15 protein-coding genes and 1 riboswitch are annotated in these 17447 nt (G+C 28.0%); of the genes, 13 read left to right on the top strand and 2 right to left on the bottom strand.

Going from position 1 to position 17447, the window contains the following annotated elements; translation table 11 throughout:
• Positions 1-18: 18 nt before the first annotated feature.
• The 9 genes from thiS (at position 19) to Q1J78_RS07230 (ending at position 6264) form a co-directional block, all read left to right on the top strand.
• Entirely contained in the window at positions 19-213 is a 195-nt protein-coding gene (gene thiS / locus Q1J78_RS07270; RefSeq protein ID WP_300276530.1) for a sulfur carrier protein ThiS, read from the top strand.
• A 4-nt stretch (positions 214-217) separates the two neighbouring features.
• Positions 218-1012, top strand: a complete 795-nt coding sequence (gene thiF / locus Q1J78_RS07265; protein ID WP_300276528.1) for a sulfur carrier protein ThiS adenylyltransferase ThiF — start codon at positions 218-220, stop codon at positions 1010-1012.
• 20 nt (positions 1013-1032) lie between these two features.
• Positions 1033-1815, top strand: a complete 783-nt coding sequence (locus Q1J78_RS07260; protein ID WP_300276526.1) for a thiazole synthase — start codon at positions 1033-1035, stop codon at positions 1813-1815.
• A 27-nt stretch (positions 1816-1842) separates the two neighbouring features.
• Positions 1843-2970, top strand: a complete 1128-nt coding sequence (gene thiH / locus Q1J78_RS07255) for a 2-iminoacetate synthase ThiH (protein WP_300276524.1) — start codon at positions 1843-1845, stop codon at positions 2968-2970.
• A 64-nt stretch (positions 2971-3034) separates the two neighbouring features.
• The gene (locus Q1J78_RS07250; RefSeq protein WP_300276522.1) at positions 3035-3655 is read left to right on the top strand and encodes a thiamine phosphate synthase; all 621 of its coding nucleotides are present in this window, start codon (positions 3035-3037) and stop codon (positions 3653-3655) included.
• 144 nt (positions 3656-3799) lie between these two features.
• Positions 3800-4123 (top strand): Spx/MgsR family RNA polymerase-binding regulatory protein, encoded by a 324-nt coding sequence (locus Q1J78_RS07245; RefSeq protein ID WP_330683223.1) that lies wholly within the window; start codon positions 3800-3802, stop codon positions 4121-4123.
• Between the two features lie 264 nt (positions 4124-4387).
• A complete protein-coding gene (locus Q1J78_RS07240; protein WP_300276518.1) occupies positions 4388-4762 on the top strand; it encodes a GntR family transcriptional regulator in 375 nt (124 codons plus the stop codon).
• Positions 4763-4766: 4 nt separating this feature from the next.
• Entirely contained in the window at positions 4767-5618 is an 852-nt protein-coding gene (locus Q1J78_RS07235) for an ABC transporter ATP-binding protein (protein ID WP_300276516.1), read from the top strand.
• Positions 5619-5622: 4 nt separating this feature from the next.
• Entirely contained in the window at positions 5623-6264 is a 642-nt protein-coding gene (locus tag Q1J78_RS07230; protein WP_300276514.1) for an ABC-2 transporter permease, read from the top strand.
• A 207-nt stretch (positions 6265-6471) separates the two neighbouring features.
• On the opposite strand, the gene Q1J78_RS07225 is transcribed toward Q1J78_RS07230, so the two are convergent.
• Together Q1J78_RS07225 and Q1J78_RS07220 are read right to left on the bottom strand one after the other, a co-directional pair.
• Entirely contained in the window at positions 6472-9231 is a 2760-nt protein-coding gene (locus tag Q1J78_RS07225) for a YhgE/Pip family protein (RefSeq protein ID WP_300276512.1), read from the bottom strand.
• A gap of 437 nt (positions 9232-9668) precedes the next feature.
• Positions 9669-11456 (bottom strand): aminopeptidase P family N-terminal domain-containing protein, encoded by a 1788-nt coding sequence (locus Q1J78_RS07220; RefSeq protein ID WP_300276510.1) that lies wholly within the window; start codon positions 11454-11456, stop codon positions 9669-9671.
• 321 nt (positions 11457-11777) lie between these two features.
• Positions 11778-11878, top strand: a riboswitch (purine riboswitch).
• Between the two features lie 64 nt (positions 11879-11942).
• Between Q1J78_RS07220 and Q1J78_RS07215 the strand changes: the two genes are divergently transcribed.
• The 4 genes from Q1J78_RS07215 to Q1J78_RS07200 all read left to right on the top strand — a co-directional run bounded on the left by Q1J78_RS07215 (position 11943) and on the right by Q1J78_RS07200 (position 17219).
• Positions 11943-13319: an NCS2 family permease gene (locus tag Q1J78_RS07215; RefSeq protein ID WP_300276508.1), complete on the top strand. Its 1377-nt coding sequence runs from the start codon at positions 11943-11945 to the stop codon at positions 13317-13319.
• A gap of 240 nt (positions 13320-13559) precedes the next feature.
• Positions 13560-14651 (top strand): lysylphosphatidylglycerol synthase transmembrane domain-containing protein, encoded by a 1092-nt coding sequence (locus Q1J78_RS07210; RefSeq protein WP_300276506.1) that lies wholly within the window; start codon positions 13560-13562, stop codon positions 14649-14651.
• Positions 14652-14755: 104 nt separating this feature from the next.
• The gene (locus tag Q1J78_RS07205; RefSeq protein ID WP_300276504.1) at positions 14756-15472 is read left to right on the top strand and encodes a hypothetical protein; all 717 of its coding nucleotides are present in this window, start codon (positions 14756-14758) and stop codon (positions 15470-15472) included.
• Positions 15473-15593: 121 nt separating this feature from the next.
• Positions 15594-17219, top strand: coding sequence for an ABC-F family ATP-binding cassette domain-containing protein (locus tag Q1J78_RS07200; RefSeq protein WP_300276502.1), 1626 nt, complete (start codon positions 15594-15596; stop codon positions 17217-17219).
• The last annotated feature ends 228 nt before the right edge of the window (positions 17220-17447 follow it).

Here is a 17447-nt window from a genome sequence, read left to right as displayed (position 1 = left end):
GTAGTTAGGAGGTGCATTATGAAAGTAAATGGTAAAGAAGTAGAATTTAAAGAAGGTACTACTGTTGCACAAATACTTGAAAATTACAAAATAGACAGAAATAAAGTAGTTGTTGAGATAGATATGAATATAATAGATGAATCTGAGTATGACACATATATACCGGATAAAGAAGCAATGGTTGAACTTATAGCTTTTGTTGGAGGCGGATAAAAGAATGGATATTTTTTTAAACGAAAAGAAAATATCCGTCATAAAAGAAATTACTGCCAAAGAATTAAGAGATAAATTTGACAGTGAAAGTGATGTAATAATTGTAAATGGATTTCAAATTGAAGATAAAATTTTGCAAGAAAATGATAGAGTTGTACTTATAAAAAGAGGTAGAAAACCAACTATTGATGAGTTTGAAACTCTTTTAACAGCTAGACATACACCTAAAGTACATGAACGATTGAAAAAAGGAACAGTTGCAATTCTAGGTTTGGGGGGACTTGGCTCTAATATAGCAAGTTCCCTTGCTAGAGTTGGAGTTGGAAAACTTATCTTAGCAGATTTTGATGTAGTTGAACCATCTAATTTAAATAGACAGAATTATTTTATAAATGACATAGGAAAATTGAAAACGTCAGCAACAGCGGATAATATAAAAATGATAAATCCTTTTGTTGAAATAAAAATAATAAATGATAGGATAAGTAAAGAAAATATGAATTTATTTTCTGATGCGGATATTATTGTGGAAGCATTTGATAATCCAAAATGCAAAGCTGAAATAAGTAATTATGTACTTATTCATATGAAAGATAAATATTTAGTTGCATCTTCTGGAATGGCAGGATATTATGATTCAAATATAATACAAACGAAAAAATTAAGAGATAAATTTTATATTTGTGGAGATTTTATAAATGAAGCTAAAGAAGGAGATGGTCTTATGGCTCCTAGAGTTTCAATTTGTGCAAATCATATGGCAAATAAAGTGATACAAATACTAGTAGATGGTGAATAATTTCAATTGAGGTGAAAAAAATGGATAAATTAGTACTAAAAGGACATGAATTTGATAGCAGACTATTAATAGGAACAGGAAAATATGGTTCAAATGATATATTACCTAAAGTTATAGAATCTAGTAAAAGTGAAATAATAACAATGGCACTAAGAAGAGTAGATTTAGATGAAAGAAATAAAGAAGAAAATATACTTACATACATACCTAAAAATATGACAATATTACCAAATACTTCAGGTGCTACAAATGCAGAAGAAGCTATTAGAATTGCTAGAATTTCAAGAAAAATGGGATGTGGAGATTTTATTAAAATAGAAATAATATCAGATATGAGATACTTACTTCCAGATAATGAAGAAACTATAAAAGCTACAAAAGTTTTAGCTGATGAAGGATTTGTTGTTTTACCATATATGACACCAGATCTTTATGCAGGAAGAAGATTAATAGAAGCTGGAGCAGCAGCAGTTATGCCACTAGGAGCACCAATAGGCTCAAATAGAGGATTACAGATGAAAGAAATGATAAAAATAATGATAGAAGAATTAGATATACCAATAATAGTTGACGCTGGTATAGGAAAACCATCTCAAGCTATGGAAGCTATGGAAATGGGAGCAGCAGCAGTTTTAGTAAATACTGCTATAGCATCTGCAGGAGATCCAGTTGAAATGGCTAGAGCTTTTAAATTAGCGGTTGAAGGTGGTAGAGCTGCTTACTTAGCTAAAACAGGAGCAGTATCTGAATTTGCAAATGCGTCTTCACCATTAACAGGATTTTTAGGAAATTTAAATAAATAGTAACAAAAAAGAAAGCAGGCGATAATAATGAGTTTCTATGAAGTAATAGAACAATATAGAGATTTTGATTTTGATAAATATTGGGAAAATGTAACTGATTATGATGTATTAAGAAGTTTAGAAAAAGATAAATTAGATCATAAAGATGTTTTAAATCTTTTATCTCCAACAGCAGAAAAACATTTAGAAGCAATGGCACAAAAAGCACATAGAATAAGTATACAAAACTTTGGGAGATCATTAACTTTATATACACCTATGTATATAGCTAATTATTGTGAAAATCATTGCGTATATTGTGGATATAATTGTCACAGTGGAATAAAAAGAAAAAAATTAAATTTAGAAGAAATAGATAAAGAATGTCAAGCTATAGCTAAACAAGGATTCAAACATATATTAGTTCTTACTGGTGAAAGTGAGACAAAATCAAGTATTGAATATATAGGAGAAGCTGTAAAATGTGCTACTAAATATTTCCCTTCAATAGGAATAGAAGTATATCCTATGGATGTTGAAGGGTATAAGCATTTAGTAAAAAATGGTGCAGAAGGTCTTACTGTATATCAAGAAACTTATAATGAAGAAATGTATAAAAAGGTACATATAAAAGGTCCAAAAGCTAATTATAAATTCAGACTTGATGCACCTGAAAGAGGAGCAAAAGCTGGTATGAGAACTCTTACATTAGGAGCACTATTAGGTCTTTATAAATGGAGAAGTGATGCGTTCTTTACAATTCTTCATGGAGAGTATCTAAAAAATAATTATCCTTATATTGAATTATCTTATTCTGCACCTAGAATAAGACCATTTAAAGGTTGTTTTGAAGGTATAATGGAAGTAAATGATACAAATATGGTTCAAGCCATGTTAGTTATGAGATTATTTGATCCTCATGCAGGGCTTAATGTATCTACTAGAGAAAGTTTAGAAACAAGAAGACATATAATACCATTTGGAGTTACAAAATTGAGTGCAGGTGTATCAACAGATGTAGGTGGACACTCTCAAGATGAACATGACACAGCTCAATTTGAACCAAATCACGATTGTGAAGTTGAAGAAGTAACAAAAATGCTTAAAGAAATAGGATACCAACATGTATTTAAAGATTGGGAAAGATTTGACTATACAGCAAGAAGTCAAAAATAATCAATTTATAAAAAATATATTTGTTTTATAAAGATATATATTAAAAATTTGAGGTAGTGATAATTTGTATTTAATTACGAATAGAAATCTATGCGACAAAGAAGAGTATTTTGAAAGAATAAAAGAAGCTTGTCTTTGTGGAGTAGAAAATATAATAATAAGAGAAAAAGATTTATCAGATGAAGAAGTAGAGATTATATATGAAAAAATATCAAAATCTCTACCTAAAAATATTAGAAAAAGGACTTCAATTTTGATAAATAGTAAAATGAAGGCCTATGAAAAAACAGACTGTGATGGAATACATCTACCATATTGGCTATTTAAGGAAAAATTAAAAGAAGGTTATAAATTTGATGAAAAAAAGCAAATAGGACTTTCTCTACACAGTACGGAAGAAGTAGTTGAGATGGAAGAAATTTGTAAAAATAAAGGAATAAAAATTTCATATATTACTCTTTCACATATATATGAAACAAAATGCAAAAAAGGATTAAAACCAAAGGGTCTTGATATTTTGAAAAATAGCGGAAATTTAACAAAGGTCAAGAGAGTAGCTCTCGGAGGAATTGATTCAAAAAATGTTTCAGAAGTATTAAAATATGCTGATGATTTTGCAGTTATGTCTTTAATTATGAAAAGTAATAATATAAAAGAAACAATAGATGAAATGAAAATATATTAAAATAATTATCTGTTTAATATATAATTCATTTGGGTAGATATAAAATATAAATATTAAAATAAATACCATTTATATTTTATACAAAAAGTATTTGTGTGGAGGAAAATTATTATGAAATTATATGGATATTCTAGATGATCTACAGTGAAAAAAGCCAAGGCTTGGCTATTAGAAAATAATATAGAATTTGAAGAAGTAGATGTTGTTAAGGAAACACCTACAAAAGAAGAAATAGAAGATATGTACAAAAGAAGTGGTCTTGAGATAAAAAAATTCTTTAATAGTAGCGGAAAAAAATATAGAGAATTAAATTTAAAAGATGTTGTAAAAGTCGAATCAGATGATAAACTTCTTGATATACTTTCATCAGATGGTATGCTTATAAAAAGACCTATATTTGATGCAGGTAAAATAGTACTTATCGGTTTTAAAGAAGAAGCTTGGAAAGAAGCATTAATTAGCAAATAAATTACCCCCAATAATATATAAAGCTATTATTACTATAAAATTAGTATAATAGCTTTTTTTATTTATAAAATTTCAAATTATTGCAATTTTAAATATATTTTAGTACTTAAGAATTTTATGAAAATTATTATTTAAAAATTAAATTCAACACAAACTGTAAATATACAATATATACAGTTGACAGTAAAATTAAAAGGTGTTATTATGTGTATATAAACAATATATACAGTATATATACAATTGTTATCGGTTAGGAGGATTATATTGAATATAATAATAGATGATAAATCAAAATTATCTTTGTATGAGCAGATACAAAGCCAAATAAAATCTCAAATTCTAGCTGGAGATATAAAGCCTGGAGAAATGTTACCTTCTATAAGAAATCTAGCAAAAGAGATAAAAGTAAGTATAATTACAACAAAAAGAGCTTATGAAGAATTAGAAAAAGAAGGCTTTTTAGAAACAGTACAAGGAAAAGGAACTTTTGTATCTAATAAAAATAAAGAGAGAATGAAAGAAATTGCCATGTATGATATAGAAAATAAATTAGAAGATACGATAAGGCAAATGAAATCAATTGGAATTTCTTTTGATGAAAGTTTAGAAATATTTAAGAGTATTTATGAGGAGGTGTAGATTTATGAATGCTATAGAAATAAATGGATTGATAAAAAAGTTAGGTGATTTTAAATTAGATATAGATAATTTTGAAATAGAAAAAGGAATTATAACTGGATTTGTAGGTAAAAACGGAGCAGGTAAGAGTACTACAATAAATTTGATAATGAATTTTTTAAGAAGAGATAGTGGTAATATAAAAATACTTGGAAAAGAGTATACTGGAAAAGAACTAAATATAAAAGAAAAAATAGGATATATTGGTGATAAGTCTGGTTTTATGAAGGAATCAAGATTGAAAGATATAAAAAATAGCATATCTCTTTTTTATAAAAATTGGGACGAAGAACTTTATAATAACTTAATAAAAAAATTTGAATTAGATGAGTCCAAAGTATATAAAGATTGTTCTAAAGGACAGCAGAGAAAATTTGATATAACTATGGCATTATCTCATAAACCCGAAATTTTAATAATGGATGAACCTACATCAAATTTAGATCCTGTTGTGAGAGATGAATTTATAGAAATAATTCAGAATATTATGGAAAAATATGAAATGACAGTATTTTATTCAACTCATATTACTTCAGATTTAGAAAATGTATGTGATAGTATAGCGTTTATAGAAGATGGGAAAATATTTTTAAAAGGATACAGAGATGATATCATAGATTCTCATAAGATCGTAAAGGGAAGACTAGAACTTCTCGATAATGAAACAAGAAAATATTTTATAAGTATAGATGAAAATAAATTTGGTTTTGAGGGTTTAACAAATGATTGTGAATCAGTATTTGAATTAATGGGTGAGGAAGCTACATATTCAAGACCAAAAATAGAAGACTTATTAAAATTCTATATCAGGAGGTAAATTTATGAAAAATATATTGAAATTAACTAAAATGAGTTTGTACAATTTAAATTCTATTAAGAAAATGATGATATGGGCTATAGGTTTTATAGTAGTCGCAGCCTTATTATCAGATGGAGAAAGTGAATCTATATATTTTGTTATGTTAATAAATATAATGGGATACATATTTACTTATATGATAATGGCTTATGAAAATTTAAGTGACATTGATATTTTAATTTCATATATACCTATAAATAAAAAAGATTTTGTAAAATCAAGATACTTACTTGGAATTATAGGTGTTATTGTAGGAGTATCTCTTTATTTTTTAGTTCATCTTATAAAAAGTAGATTTTCAATAAATTTTTTTGAATTTAGATATATGCTAGAATTGGCGAGTGTAGGAATTTTAAGTACTGTTTTTTCGATGGCGATAATAATACCGGCTAATTTGGCTTTTGACGGTATAAAAAGCAGAATAATTTCTTTAATAGGATTTATGATTCCTATAAGTGTTTCAACTGCAATTGAAGATATAGTAAATTTTACTGGAACATATATAAAATCTTTTAGCTTTAGTATGATTCTAATATCATTTATTATAATTTTAGTATCTTACAATATTTCTTATATTGTATATAATAGAAAAGAAAGTATATAGGATTTTAAAGAATGTATGGTATAGGAAAGTCTTTAAAATTATAAAATAATACAAATATAATAGAGAATAAATAGTATAAAACTTATATAAACAGAGATAATAGAGAAAATGTTTAAAATTTATAAAAATTATAAAATAAAAAAGAGGCTAAAATTTTTAGCCTCTTTTTTTCTCTAAATCATCTATCTTATTATATTTAATTTTATTTTATTTTTCGTCAGCTATAATATTTTTATCAAATATTTTATCTGGATATGTTTTAGTCTTCATATGGAAGAATAAAATCATAAGTAAGTTTGTAACGACTAATACACCTGTTAAAACTGCAACTTGAGTTGTTACATCACCTCTAATAGAGATTAATTGTCTTAAACCACTTACAGTATAAGTCATAGGTAAATAAGGACTTATTGCAATAAAGAACTTATTAGAAAGTTGTATTGCATAAGTACCAGCAGAACCTCCTAGCTGTAATATCATGAATATTAACATTAAGAATGCTCCGATTTTTCCTAATAATAAATTGAATAGCGTTACAAATGACATAAATGTCAATGAAATTAGCATTAAGAATGCTAATGTTTTTGCAGGATAAAGAGGTTTTAATCCAAGTAATCCTGTAAGAGCAAAGAACACTATTGAAGCTGCTACTATAGCAACAAGACCCATAACAGACATTTTACTTGCCCACCAAGCTATACCAGAAGATGGTCTTTTCTTTGGATTAAAGGCATCGTAAAGCATATTAAGAGTTATAGGGGCTATGAATAATGCAACTGAAAGCATATATGGAGCCATAGCAGTACCATTATTAGGAACTTTATCTTTATCTACATGACTAGTTTTTACAGGTCTAGCAATTGCATTTGCAGCAGTATCACTAGTATTAGTATCTTTTATTTTTTCTGCACCTGATTTTAATGAATCTGTAAGAGTTGTTAATCCATCTCTAACTTGATTAAGTGCATCAGAAAGTTTATTACTTCCAGCAGCTAATTTACCACTACCAGAAGATATTAATAAAGCACCTTCTTTAAGTTTTCCAGCACCACCAGTAAGTTTAGGTCCGTTTGCAGCTAACTGAGAAGTACCTCCCGCTAAAGCAGCAGAACCACTAGAAAGTCTTGAAATACCAGCAGTTAAAACAGGAACATTTTCAGAAAGTTTTTCTCCACCAGCGGCAACTTGCTGTGCACCCGCATTTAAAATAGGAGCACTTGCGGCTAATTGAGAAGTACCAGCAGATAATTTGTTACTTCCATCTGCTAAAGCTTTTATAGACTGAGAAAGCATAGGCATATTATCTGAAAGCTGTTTAGTTCCAGATGCAAGAGCAGCAGAACCAGGAGCAGCAGAAGAACCTATAGCATAAAGTCCGTTTACTGAATTAATTATTCCAGGAGTGGCTTTAATACTCCGAGCTTGTAAACTTTTAGTAGCTTCTTTTAATTTTGATAAATCTGGTAAAGCAGTAGCACCACCACTTAAAGCAGTTAAACCATTACTAACTGAACTTAAGTTTTTTTGAGCATCTTCAAGTGCACTTACAACTGAAGAATCAACACTTCCACCACCTGAAGTAGAAGATATATTACTTGCTTCAGAAACTGTTTCACCACCACTATTTTTAACAGCAGATCTAACAGCAGATCTTTGAGAATCAGTAAGTTCAACTCCACTACCTTCTAAAGCAGATATGGCAGCTTCTGCATGAGACTCTGTATCAGAATAATATGCAGATTTTATATCTTCAGAAGATGCTCCTGAAGATGAAGAACCAGAAGAATTAGAAAGGCCATTTTTTATAATAGCTAAATCTTTTCCAATTGATTCTAAAGAAGTTTTAATTTCAGCTATATTATTAGATGAACCATTAGGTTTATTTGAAGGTAATTTATCTAAAGCGGAACTAACTTCTCCAAGATAAGTTTGCACACTATTTACATAACTAACCATACCAACTCTATTATTTTCTGTTAAAGAACCAGCATTTTGAAGTCCTGATGCAAGTTGTTGAGCACCTTGATTTAAAGCTTCAGTTTGCTGAGGAAGAGCAGTAGTTTTTTCATCTAATTGATTCAAACCAGAATTTAACTGTTTTGCACCATTATCAACTTGAGTTATTCCAGATACAAACTGCATAACACCATTACCTAATTTTGTAGCTCCTTCAGAAAGAGCTTTTACACCATTGGCTAAAGCTGGCACTTTTTCAGCTAAAGATTGTATCCCATTGTTAAGCTGATGAGCACCGTTATTTAATTCAAGAGCACCAGCTACATATTGATCAAGTCCAACTGATAATGTTTCCGCACCATTGGCAAAAGTAAGTGAACTTTTAGCTAATTTATTTAGGTTAGTATTTATAGTTTTATTACCTTCTATAATTTTGATAGAACCATCTTTTAATTTCTGACTTCCATCAGAAGCTGTAGTCATTCCATCTCCAACCTTTTCAAATTGTTCAAGAGCAGCTGTAACGTACATATCTGTTATTTGAGATGATAGCTGATCTTTCATCTCTGTTACAGCAGTTTTAGACATTTTAGAAGCTATAAAGTTTCTTCCTTCTGTTGTTTGATAATCTATAGTTACTTTTTTTGGATTATCAGATATAAGAGTAGATGCATTTTTAGAGAAATTTTCAGGTATTGAGACAACCATGTAGTATTCACCATCGTTTATGCCTTTATCAGCATCTTCTTGAGATACAAAGTGAAAATCCATACTTTTATCTTCTTTAAGATTATCTACAAGTTCGTCACCAACTTTTAAAGTTCTTCCTTCATATTTTACCGGTTTGTCGTGGTTTACAATGGCAACTGGAAGTTTATCCACTGCACCATATGGATCCCACATCGAACTTAAAAATATTATGTTGTACAAAGCTGGTATAAAAGCAATAGCTATAAGTACAACTATTAGGAATTTGTTTTTGAAGATTGATTTCCATTCTTCTTTAAACACCTGTAATCATCCTCCTTGTATTAAGTTGTTATTAATTCATTATAGTTTAAAATATATAAATGAATGTTATTATTACACATAAGTATATGTTATGATTATTGACTATAAAAGTCAAACGAAGAAAGAGTGAATAGAATATGAATTGGGCAAAACTTAAAAAGTGACAAAATGCTTTAATTTCAATATATACAACAATTCTATTGATTATTATTATCAAAAATAAAATAGTAATTATAAGGGATAAAGATAATTTCGAATTAAAAATAAATGGCTTGATTTAAAGGTGTTTAGGGTATGCCTAACAAAAATATAAAATGAATTTAAAGTGAATTTAACATGAAGTAAAAATATGATATAAGTATATAAAAAAAAGCTGAACAGAAAAATGTTCAGCTTTTTAAAGTTATTTTTATCAAATCTATTAATGAATTTATCTATTATATAGCTCTAGTATATTTTTCTAACCAAGATTTTTCTTCATCATTAAGGTATGGAGAAACTTTTTCAAATACTTCTTTATGATAATTATTAAGAAGTTCTTTGTCATGTTCTGTCATTATAGAAGTATCTATAGCATCAAGGTCAAATGGAACAAATGTTATTGCTTCAAAATGCATAAACTGTCCGTATTCATTTTTAGTACCTTCACAGCATAATAATTCATTTTCTAATCTTATACCAAATTCACCTTCAAAGTATATACCAGGTTCATTAGTTATTATCATACCTTTTTCTAATGTATGAGTTTCATGAGGTCTGAAAGTCCATCTGAATCCAGCAGGTCCTTCATGTATGTTAAGAAGGTATCCAACACCATGTCCAGTACCATGATTAAAGTTAAGGTCTCTATCCCAGAATGGTTTTCTAGCTAATATATCAAGAACCATTCCTGTTGTTCCATGAAGGAATCTAGCTTCTCCTAAATGAAGGTTACTTATTGCAACTAAAGTGAAATATTCTTTTGTTTTTGCAGGTATTTCACCTAAAGCATAAGTTCTAGTTATATCAGTTGAACCTTCCCAGAATCCAGCACCTGTATCTGTTAAGAATATATCTCCTTCTTTTAACTGAACATCAGTTTCTGGAGAAGAAGTATAGTGACACATAGCAGCATGTGGTCCATAAGAACTTATTGGTTCAAAACTTGGTCTTATGAAGTTACCCATTTCTTTTCTGAATTCATCAAGTTTATCAGATGCACTCATTTCTGTTATAACTTCTTTATTTACATTTTCTTTAACCCATTTCATGAATCTAACATGAGCAACTGAATCTTTTATCTGAGCTTTTTTGATATTTTCTATTTCAGTTTCATTTTTCATAGCTTTAAATATTATTTCTGGATTACTAGCAGCTACTTTTTTAGCTTCTGAAGGAAGATTATTGAATAAAGAGTAATTTAATTTTGTTGGGTCTATTAATAAAACTTCATTTTTATCTATAGATTTAACATCTTCATATATATCGTTATAAGGTCTTAATTCTATACCATCTTTAGCAAAATTAGCTTTAGTTTCTTCAGATAATTTTATTTCATTTATATATAGTATAACTTTATCCATAGTTATAACAGCATAAGATAATACAAGTGGGAAGAAGTCTATATCATCTCCACGCATATTTAAAGTCCAACATATATCATCTAATGTAGTAAGTATATGAACAGTAGCTCCACATTTTTTCATTTCTTCTCTTATTCTTGTTAATTTAGATTCAACAGTTTCTCCAGCATATTCAACACCTAGTTCAAAAACTGGTTTTTCAGAAAGTGAAGGTCTATCTTTCCATATTTGATCTATTAAATCATATTCATAAACTATAGAACCATTTTTAGATTTAACTATATTTTCGTATCCTTCACCTTCACCCATAGCTATAACTCTACCATCAAATCCTAAAATACCGTTTTCAGGAAGTTTATTAGCTAAGTATTCATTTATTGTAGGAACTCCAGGTTCACCCATTTTCATTAGTTCAACACCTGTTCCTTCTATTTGCTGAGCTGCCTGTATAAAGTATCTACCATCTGTCCATAAATAAGCTTCATCAGCTGTTATTACAGCAGTACCAGCACTACCTGAGAATCCTGTTATAAATTTTCTAGCTTTGAAATGTTCTCCAACATATTCACTCTGATGGAAGTCTGCTGTAGGAACAACATAAGCATCAATATTTTTTTCTTTCATTAGAACACGAAGTTCTGCTATTCTTTCTGATATTTTCATTATAAAAATCCTCCTTAAGAAAAAGTTTCCCTAATGACAATTATAACACATATTTTTTTAAAGTGATAAACTGTTTTTCAAAAATAAATAAATTTTAAACAAAGTTTTTCCAAAATAAATAAACACATAATTATAAAAATTTAGATTATTGTAAAAAATGAATGTGAAAAAACTCTTAAAATATTCCTTTACAAGAACTATTTTTTAAGTAATGTGAATATTAATTAATAAAATCAATAAAAACATTTTTAAAAGGGACGAATAATATTGACAAAAATAAAAAAATAAAATAAAATAACATAATGAAGAATAGATGAAATTGGATATATTAATCATTGTAATCATATAATTTTGACAATATGGGTCAAAAGTCTCTACCAGCCACCGTAATATGGCTGCCTATGATACTGAATTAAGTACTCCAGATTATACAACGAAAAGCAGAGGCGAATCGTTTTAAAAATTTAATAGGAGGTGTTGTTTATAATGAAGACAACGGGACAAGGAAATAGTTCTTTACAAAAATTATTTCCACTTTTCAGTAACAGACCTGTAGATATGAAAAAGGAGATATTAGCTGGTATTACTACATTCTTAACAATGGCGTATATAATAGCTGTTAACCCTAATATATTATCAGCTACAGGAATGCCAGCAGGGGCATTAGTTACAGCAACTTGCTTATCAGCAGCATTTGGATGTTTAATGATGGGGCTTTTAGCAGATTTACCATTTGGTTTAGCATCAGGAATGGGATTAAATGCATTTTTCGCTTTTACTGTAGTTATCGGACAGAAAGTTCCTTGGGAAGTGGCTTTAACAGCAGTATTTGCAGAAGGTATCATATTTATAATACTAACTTTATTTAAAGTTAGAGAAGCAGTAGTAAATTCTATACCAGTTAATATGAAATTAGCGGTTACAGGAGGTATAGGTTTATTCATAGCTTTAATAGGATTAGTAGGAAGTGGAATAGTAGTTTCTAATGATGCAACATTAGTTGCTTTAGGAGAATTTACTCCAACAGCTATAATAGCTTGCATAGGTTTAGTTTTAATAGCAGTGCTTGATAAAAGAGGAATGAAAGGAGCTATACTTATTGGTATAGTAGTAAGTTCACTTTTAGCATGGGGATATGCTATGATAAATCCAGCTCATGCACAGGAATTAGGAATATACCTTCCTTCAGGAGTATTCAAATTTGAAAGCATGGCACCAATAGCAGGAAAAGTAGATTTCGGATATATATTTGATCCTAAAAATATAAGAGGATTTATAGGAATAGTATGTACATTCTTATTTGTTGACTTCTTTGATACAGTTGGTACATTAGTAGGTGTATCTTCAAAAGCAGGAATGTTAGATGAAGATGGAAATGTTCCTAACGCAGGAAGAGCTTTATTAGCAGACTCAATAGCTACAACAGCAGGTTCTTTAATGGGTGTATCAACAGTTACTACATTCGTTGAAAGTTCAACTGGTGTTATGGAAGGCGGAAGAACTGGATGGACAGCTATAACAGTAGGTATATTATTCTTTATAGCAATGTTCTTCTCTCCAATATTCATAGCTATACCAAGTTGTGCAACAGCTCCTGCATTAATATATGTTGGATACTTAATGTTATCTTCAATAGTTGAAATAGATTTCAGCAACATAACAGAAGGTTTACCAGCATTCATAACAATAGCAGGAATGCCTTTAACATATAGTATAGGTGATGGATTAACTTTAGGTGTTTTATCTTATGTTTTAGTAAATGTAGTTTATAACTTAATAGCTAAAAAAGAAGATAGAAAGAAAATATCTGTAGTAATAATAATACTAGCTATATTATTTGCACTTAAATTAATATACATGTAATAAAAAATCAGTATAAAAAATCAAGGACGAGATTTATCTCGTCCTTTTTTGTGAAAAAAAATAAAAATAATGTACAAATTTGAAAATTATATTAAAAACTTTATAAATTTTTTTATATAATCTTAAGAAAAATGAGTTATTATAATAATAGAGTGATAAAAACTAATAATGTATTTTCAAAAACATTTTTAAAATGTATACTAATATATTGTGGAATAAAAACAAAGGGGAATAAAGGTTATGAGAAAATTGACAAAAACAGAGAAGAATATATTGCAGTATGTTTTTCTATTATTTTTAATAGGACTTACTGTATATATAGTTTCTACAACAATAGACTATAGGAGAATTCCTGATGTAATAGCTTTTGTAGATAAGAAATTTTTATTCTTTGGAATGTTATTGGTTTTAATATATATTATTTTAGAAACACTTGTTTTTCAATTAATTATAAATTCTGTAGAGAAAGATAAGAAAAAACGAACAATTGGATTACAAATGGGTACAATGGGGCTTTATTATAATCTTGTAACACCATTTGCATCAGGTAGCCAACCAATGCAAATTTATGTAATGAATAGATATGGAATAAGTCTTAGTAAAGCTGTTGCTATAGTGACAAATAAAACAGTATTATTTCAAACTGTAGTAACTTTTATATGTGGAGCTGTTATACTACTAAATAAATCTATGATTGTATCAGATTATAGACATATTATAATGCTTTTAACATTCGGTATGGCTATGAATATGGTTACAATATTAGGTGGTATGATGATAGTATTAAATCCAAAGTTAATGAAAAAATTTGTAGATATTGTAATTAGTGCTTTAGGAAGATTTAGAATATTTAAGTTTTTAAGAGATAAAAATGAAAGATGTTATAATTATATTGATGATTTCAATAAATCAATATTAATGTATATAAAAGATGTTAAATCTTTAATAATTACAATATTTTTAACTTTTTTACAGTTATTCATATATTTCAGCATAGTTTTTTGTATATATAAAGCATCAAAATTATCTGGAACTAGCTTTTATATGCTATTTTCATTACAAGTTTTATTGTATATGACTATATCTCCTATTCCAACACCAGGAAATGTAGGAGCAAACGAAATAACTTTCTTTGGAATATTCAATAGAGTTTTTCCAAAAAGATATATAGGATATGCTGTTATTATGTATAGTTTTTTAGTATATTATTTTATACTATTACTATCAGGTATATGTACATGGATTTCACACTATTACATGAATAAAATGGATGAAGATGAATTAAGAAATATAAAAAAAGAATCTCAAAAAATAAAAGAATCTCTAGAATAAATAAAAGAATATAGTATAATAAATTCAATAAACAATAAAATCATCAAGATTACAATAGAAAAATAAAATTTATTTAAATAATCAATTTTGGAGGAGAATGAAATATGATGGGTAAAATATCAAAAGCAATAGGAATTTCTGAAAAAGGAATTGAAATAGTAAATGAGATATCTAAATTTGAATTAAGTCATGTTAATATAGAAAGAATAGATAAAGATAAAGATGTAGATAAAGATTTTGTAAGAAATTTATTAGATGATATAGAAATATTATATCTTATATTTGACTCATCAGATAAAAGAGCAATAGAAATAGTAAAAGCTATAGGGTTTATGGCATCAGAAAGAAAAACTCTATGTATAGGGTTTGATTTTTCAACAGATAAATCTAAAAAAATAGAAGAAATAGATAGATATATAAAAACAGAAGAAAAAAATATTGAAAAAATAGCTGATTTAATGGATATGATGGCAGAATCTATAACAGAAGAACCTATACTTAATTTAGACATAACAGATTTAAGAGATATAATGATTACTGACAAAGATATAAAATATATATGCACGAATATAAATTATGGTACTGAATCTAAAATAGCTGTAGAAAAAATAATGGAAGATATAGAAAGTACAGGAGATGAGTTTATTTCTAGAAAATGTATCATAATATTAGAGGGTGATGAAAGAGTTACTTTTGAATACATTTCAGAATTAATGATGGAATTTGAAGAAAGATGTAATGGAGATAAAAGTTCAGTAATATTTGCAAATTTAGTTAAAGAAAAGTCAGAACAAGTAAAAGTATGTGTATTATTCAACTAAAAATTTCATAAGAAAACTCTATGATATTGACTATAATAGAAATTTAATATATGATAGAGAGGATTGTGTTAATCGGAAATTCGTAAAATATAAATAATTAATTGAAAGAAAGGAAAATAATATGCTACAAGTAACGAATGTTGGACTTAGATTTGGCGATAAAGAATTATACAAAGATGTAAATCTTAAATTTACAAAAGGTAATTGCTACGGAATAATAGGAGCTAATGGAGCTGGTAAATCTACATTTTTAAAAATATTATCAGGTGAAATAGAGCCTAATACTGGAAGTGTATCAATAACAGAAAAAGAAAGAATGTCTGTACTAAAACAGGACCACTTCAAGTATGAAGAAGAAGAAGTATTAAATGTTGTAATAAGAGGTCATGAAAGACTTTGGAATATAATGCAGGAAAAAGATGCTTTATATATGAAAGAAGATTTTTCAGAAGAAGATGGTATAAAAGCAGCAGATCTTGAAGCAGAATTTGCAGAATTAAATGGATGGGATGCTGAAACAAATGCTGAAAAAATACTTATGGGACTTAGTATAGAAAAAGATATGCACCATAAATTAATGAAGGAATTAACTGGTGGAGAAAAAGTCAAAGTTCTTTTAGCTCAAGCATTATTTGGAGAGCCAGAAATACTATTACTTGACGAACCTACAAACCACCTTGATTTCCAATCAATTAATTGGTTAAATAATTTTATAATGGACTTAGAAAACTCTATAGTTATAGTTGTATCGCATGATAGACATTTCTTAAATCAGATATGTACTAATATAGTAGATGTAGACTTTGGTAAAATACAAATGTATGTTGGTAACTACGACTTCTGGTATGAATCAAGTCAGCTAGCATTACAACTACAAAAAGACCAAAATAAAAAAATGGAAGAAAAAATAGCTCAATTAAAAGAATTCATAGCAAGATTTAGTTCTAACGCATCAAAAGCTAAACAGGCTACGTCTAGAAAGAAACAGCTTGATAAATTACAAGTTGAAGATATAAAACCATCTAGCAGAAGATATCCATATGTTGGATTTACACCAGCTAGAGAAATAGGAAATGAAGTTTTAGAAGTTCATAACCTAACTAAAACTATTGATGGAGTAAAAGTACTTGATGATGTATCTTTCAGATTAGAAAACGATGAAAAAATCGTATTTATGGGAGATGAAATAGCAACTACAACTTTATTCAATATAATAATGGGAGAAATGGAACCAGATAGTGGTTCATATAAATGGGGAGTAACTACTACTCAAGATTATCTTCCAAAAAATCATAACAAATATTTTGATGGATGTGAATACTCTTTAGTTGACTGGTTAAGACAGTTCTCAGAAGAAAAAAGTGAAAGTTTTGTAAGAGGATTCTTAGGAAGAATGTTATTCTCTGGAGATGAAGCTTTAAAAGAAGCAAAAGTTTTATCAGGGGGAGAAAAAGTTAGATGTATGTTCTCTAAGATGATGCTTTCAAATGCTAATGTACTTGTTTTAGATGATCCAACTAACCATCTTGACCTAGAATCTATAACATCTGTCAACCAGGGACTTGAAAAATTCCCAGGAGTTATATTATTTACATCTCATGACCACCAGATGATAGAAACATTAGCAAATAGAATAATAGAAATAACTCCAAATGGAATTATGGATAGAAAAATGGAATTTGATGAATATATAGAAAACAAAGAAATACAATCTAAATTAAAAGAAATGTATGGAGAAGTAAAATAGTTTTCATATGTTAACAAGATTTTAAATCTAGAAAATTAAATCCTAAAATATTATATACCTCTTATATTTGATTATATTAACTTTCAAGTTATAAATTTTCAAATATAGGGGGTATTTTTATTATCTTAAAAATATACATAAAGATATAATTAAAAATTTAAAATTAAAATAAAATTTAAATTAATTATCTTTTAAACTTATTGCAAAATTATGATATAATATTAATGT

Origin of the sequence: Peptacetobacter sp. (genome assembly GCF_029264495.1) — a bacterium.
Taxonomy (GTDB): Bacteria; Bacillota; Clostridia; order Peptostreptococcales; family Peptostreptococcaceae; genus Peptacetobacter.
The sequence above is the reverse complement of the archived record's forward strand: the minus strand, read 5'-3'. Positions and strand labels throughout refer to the sequence as shown.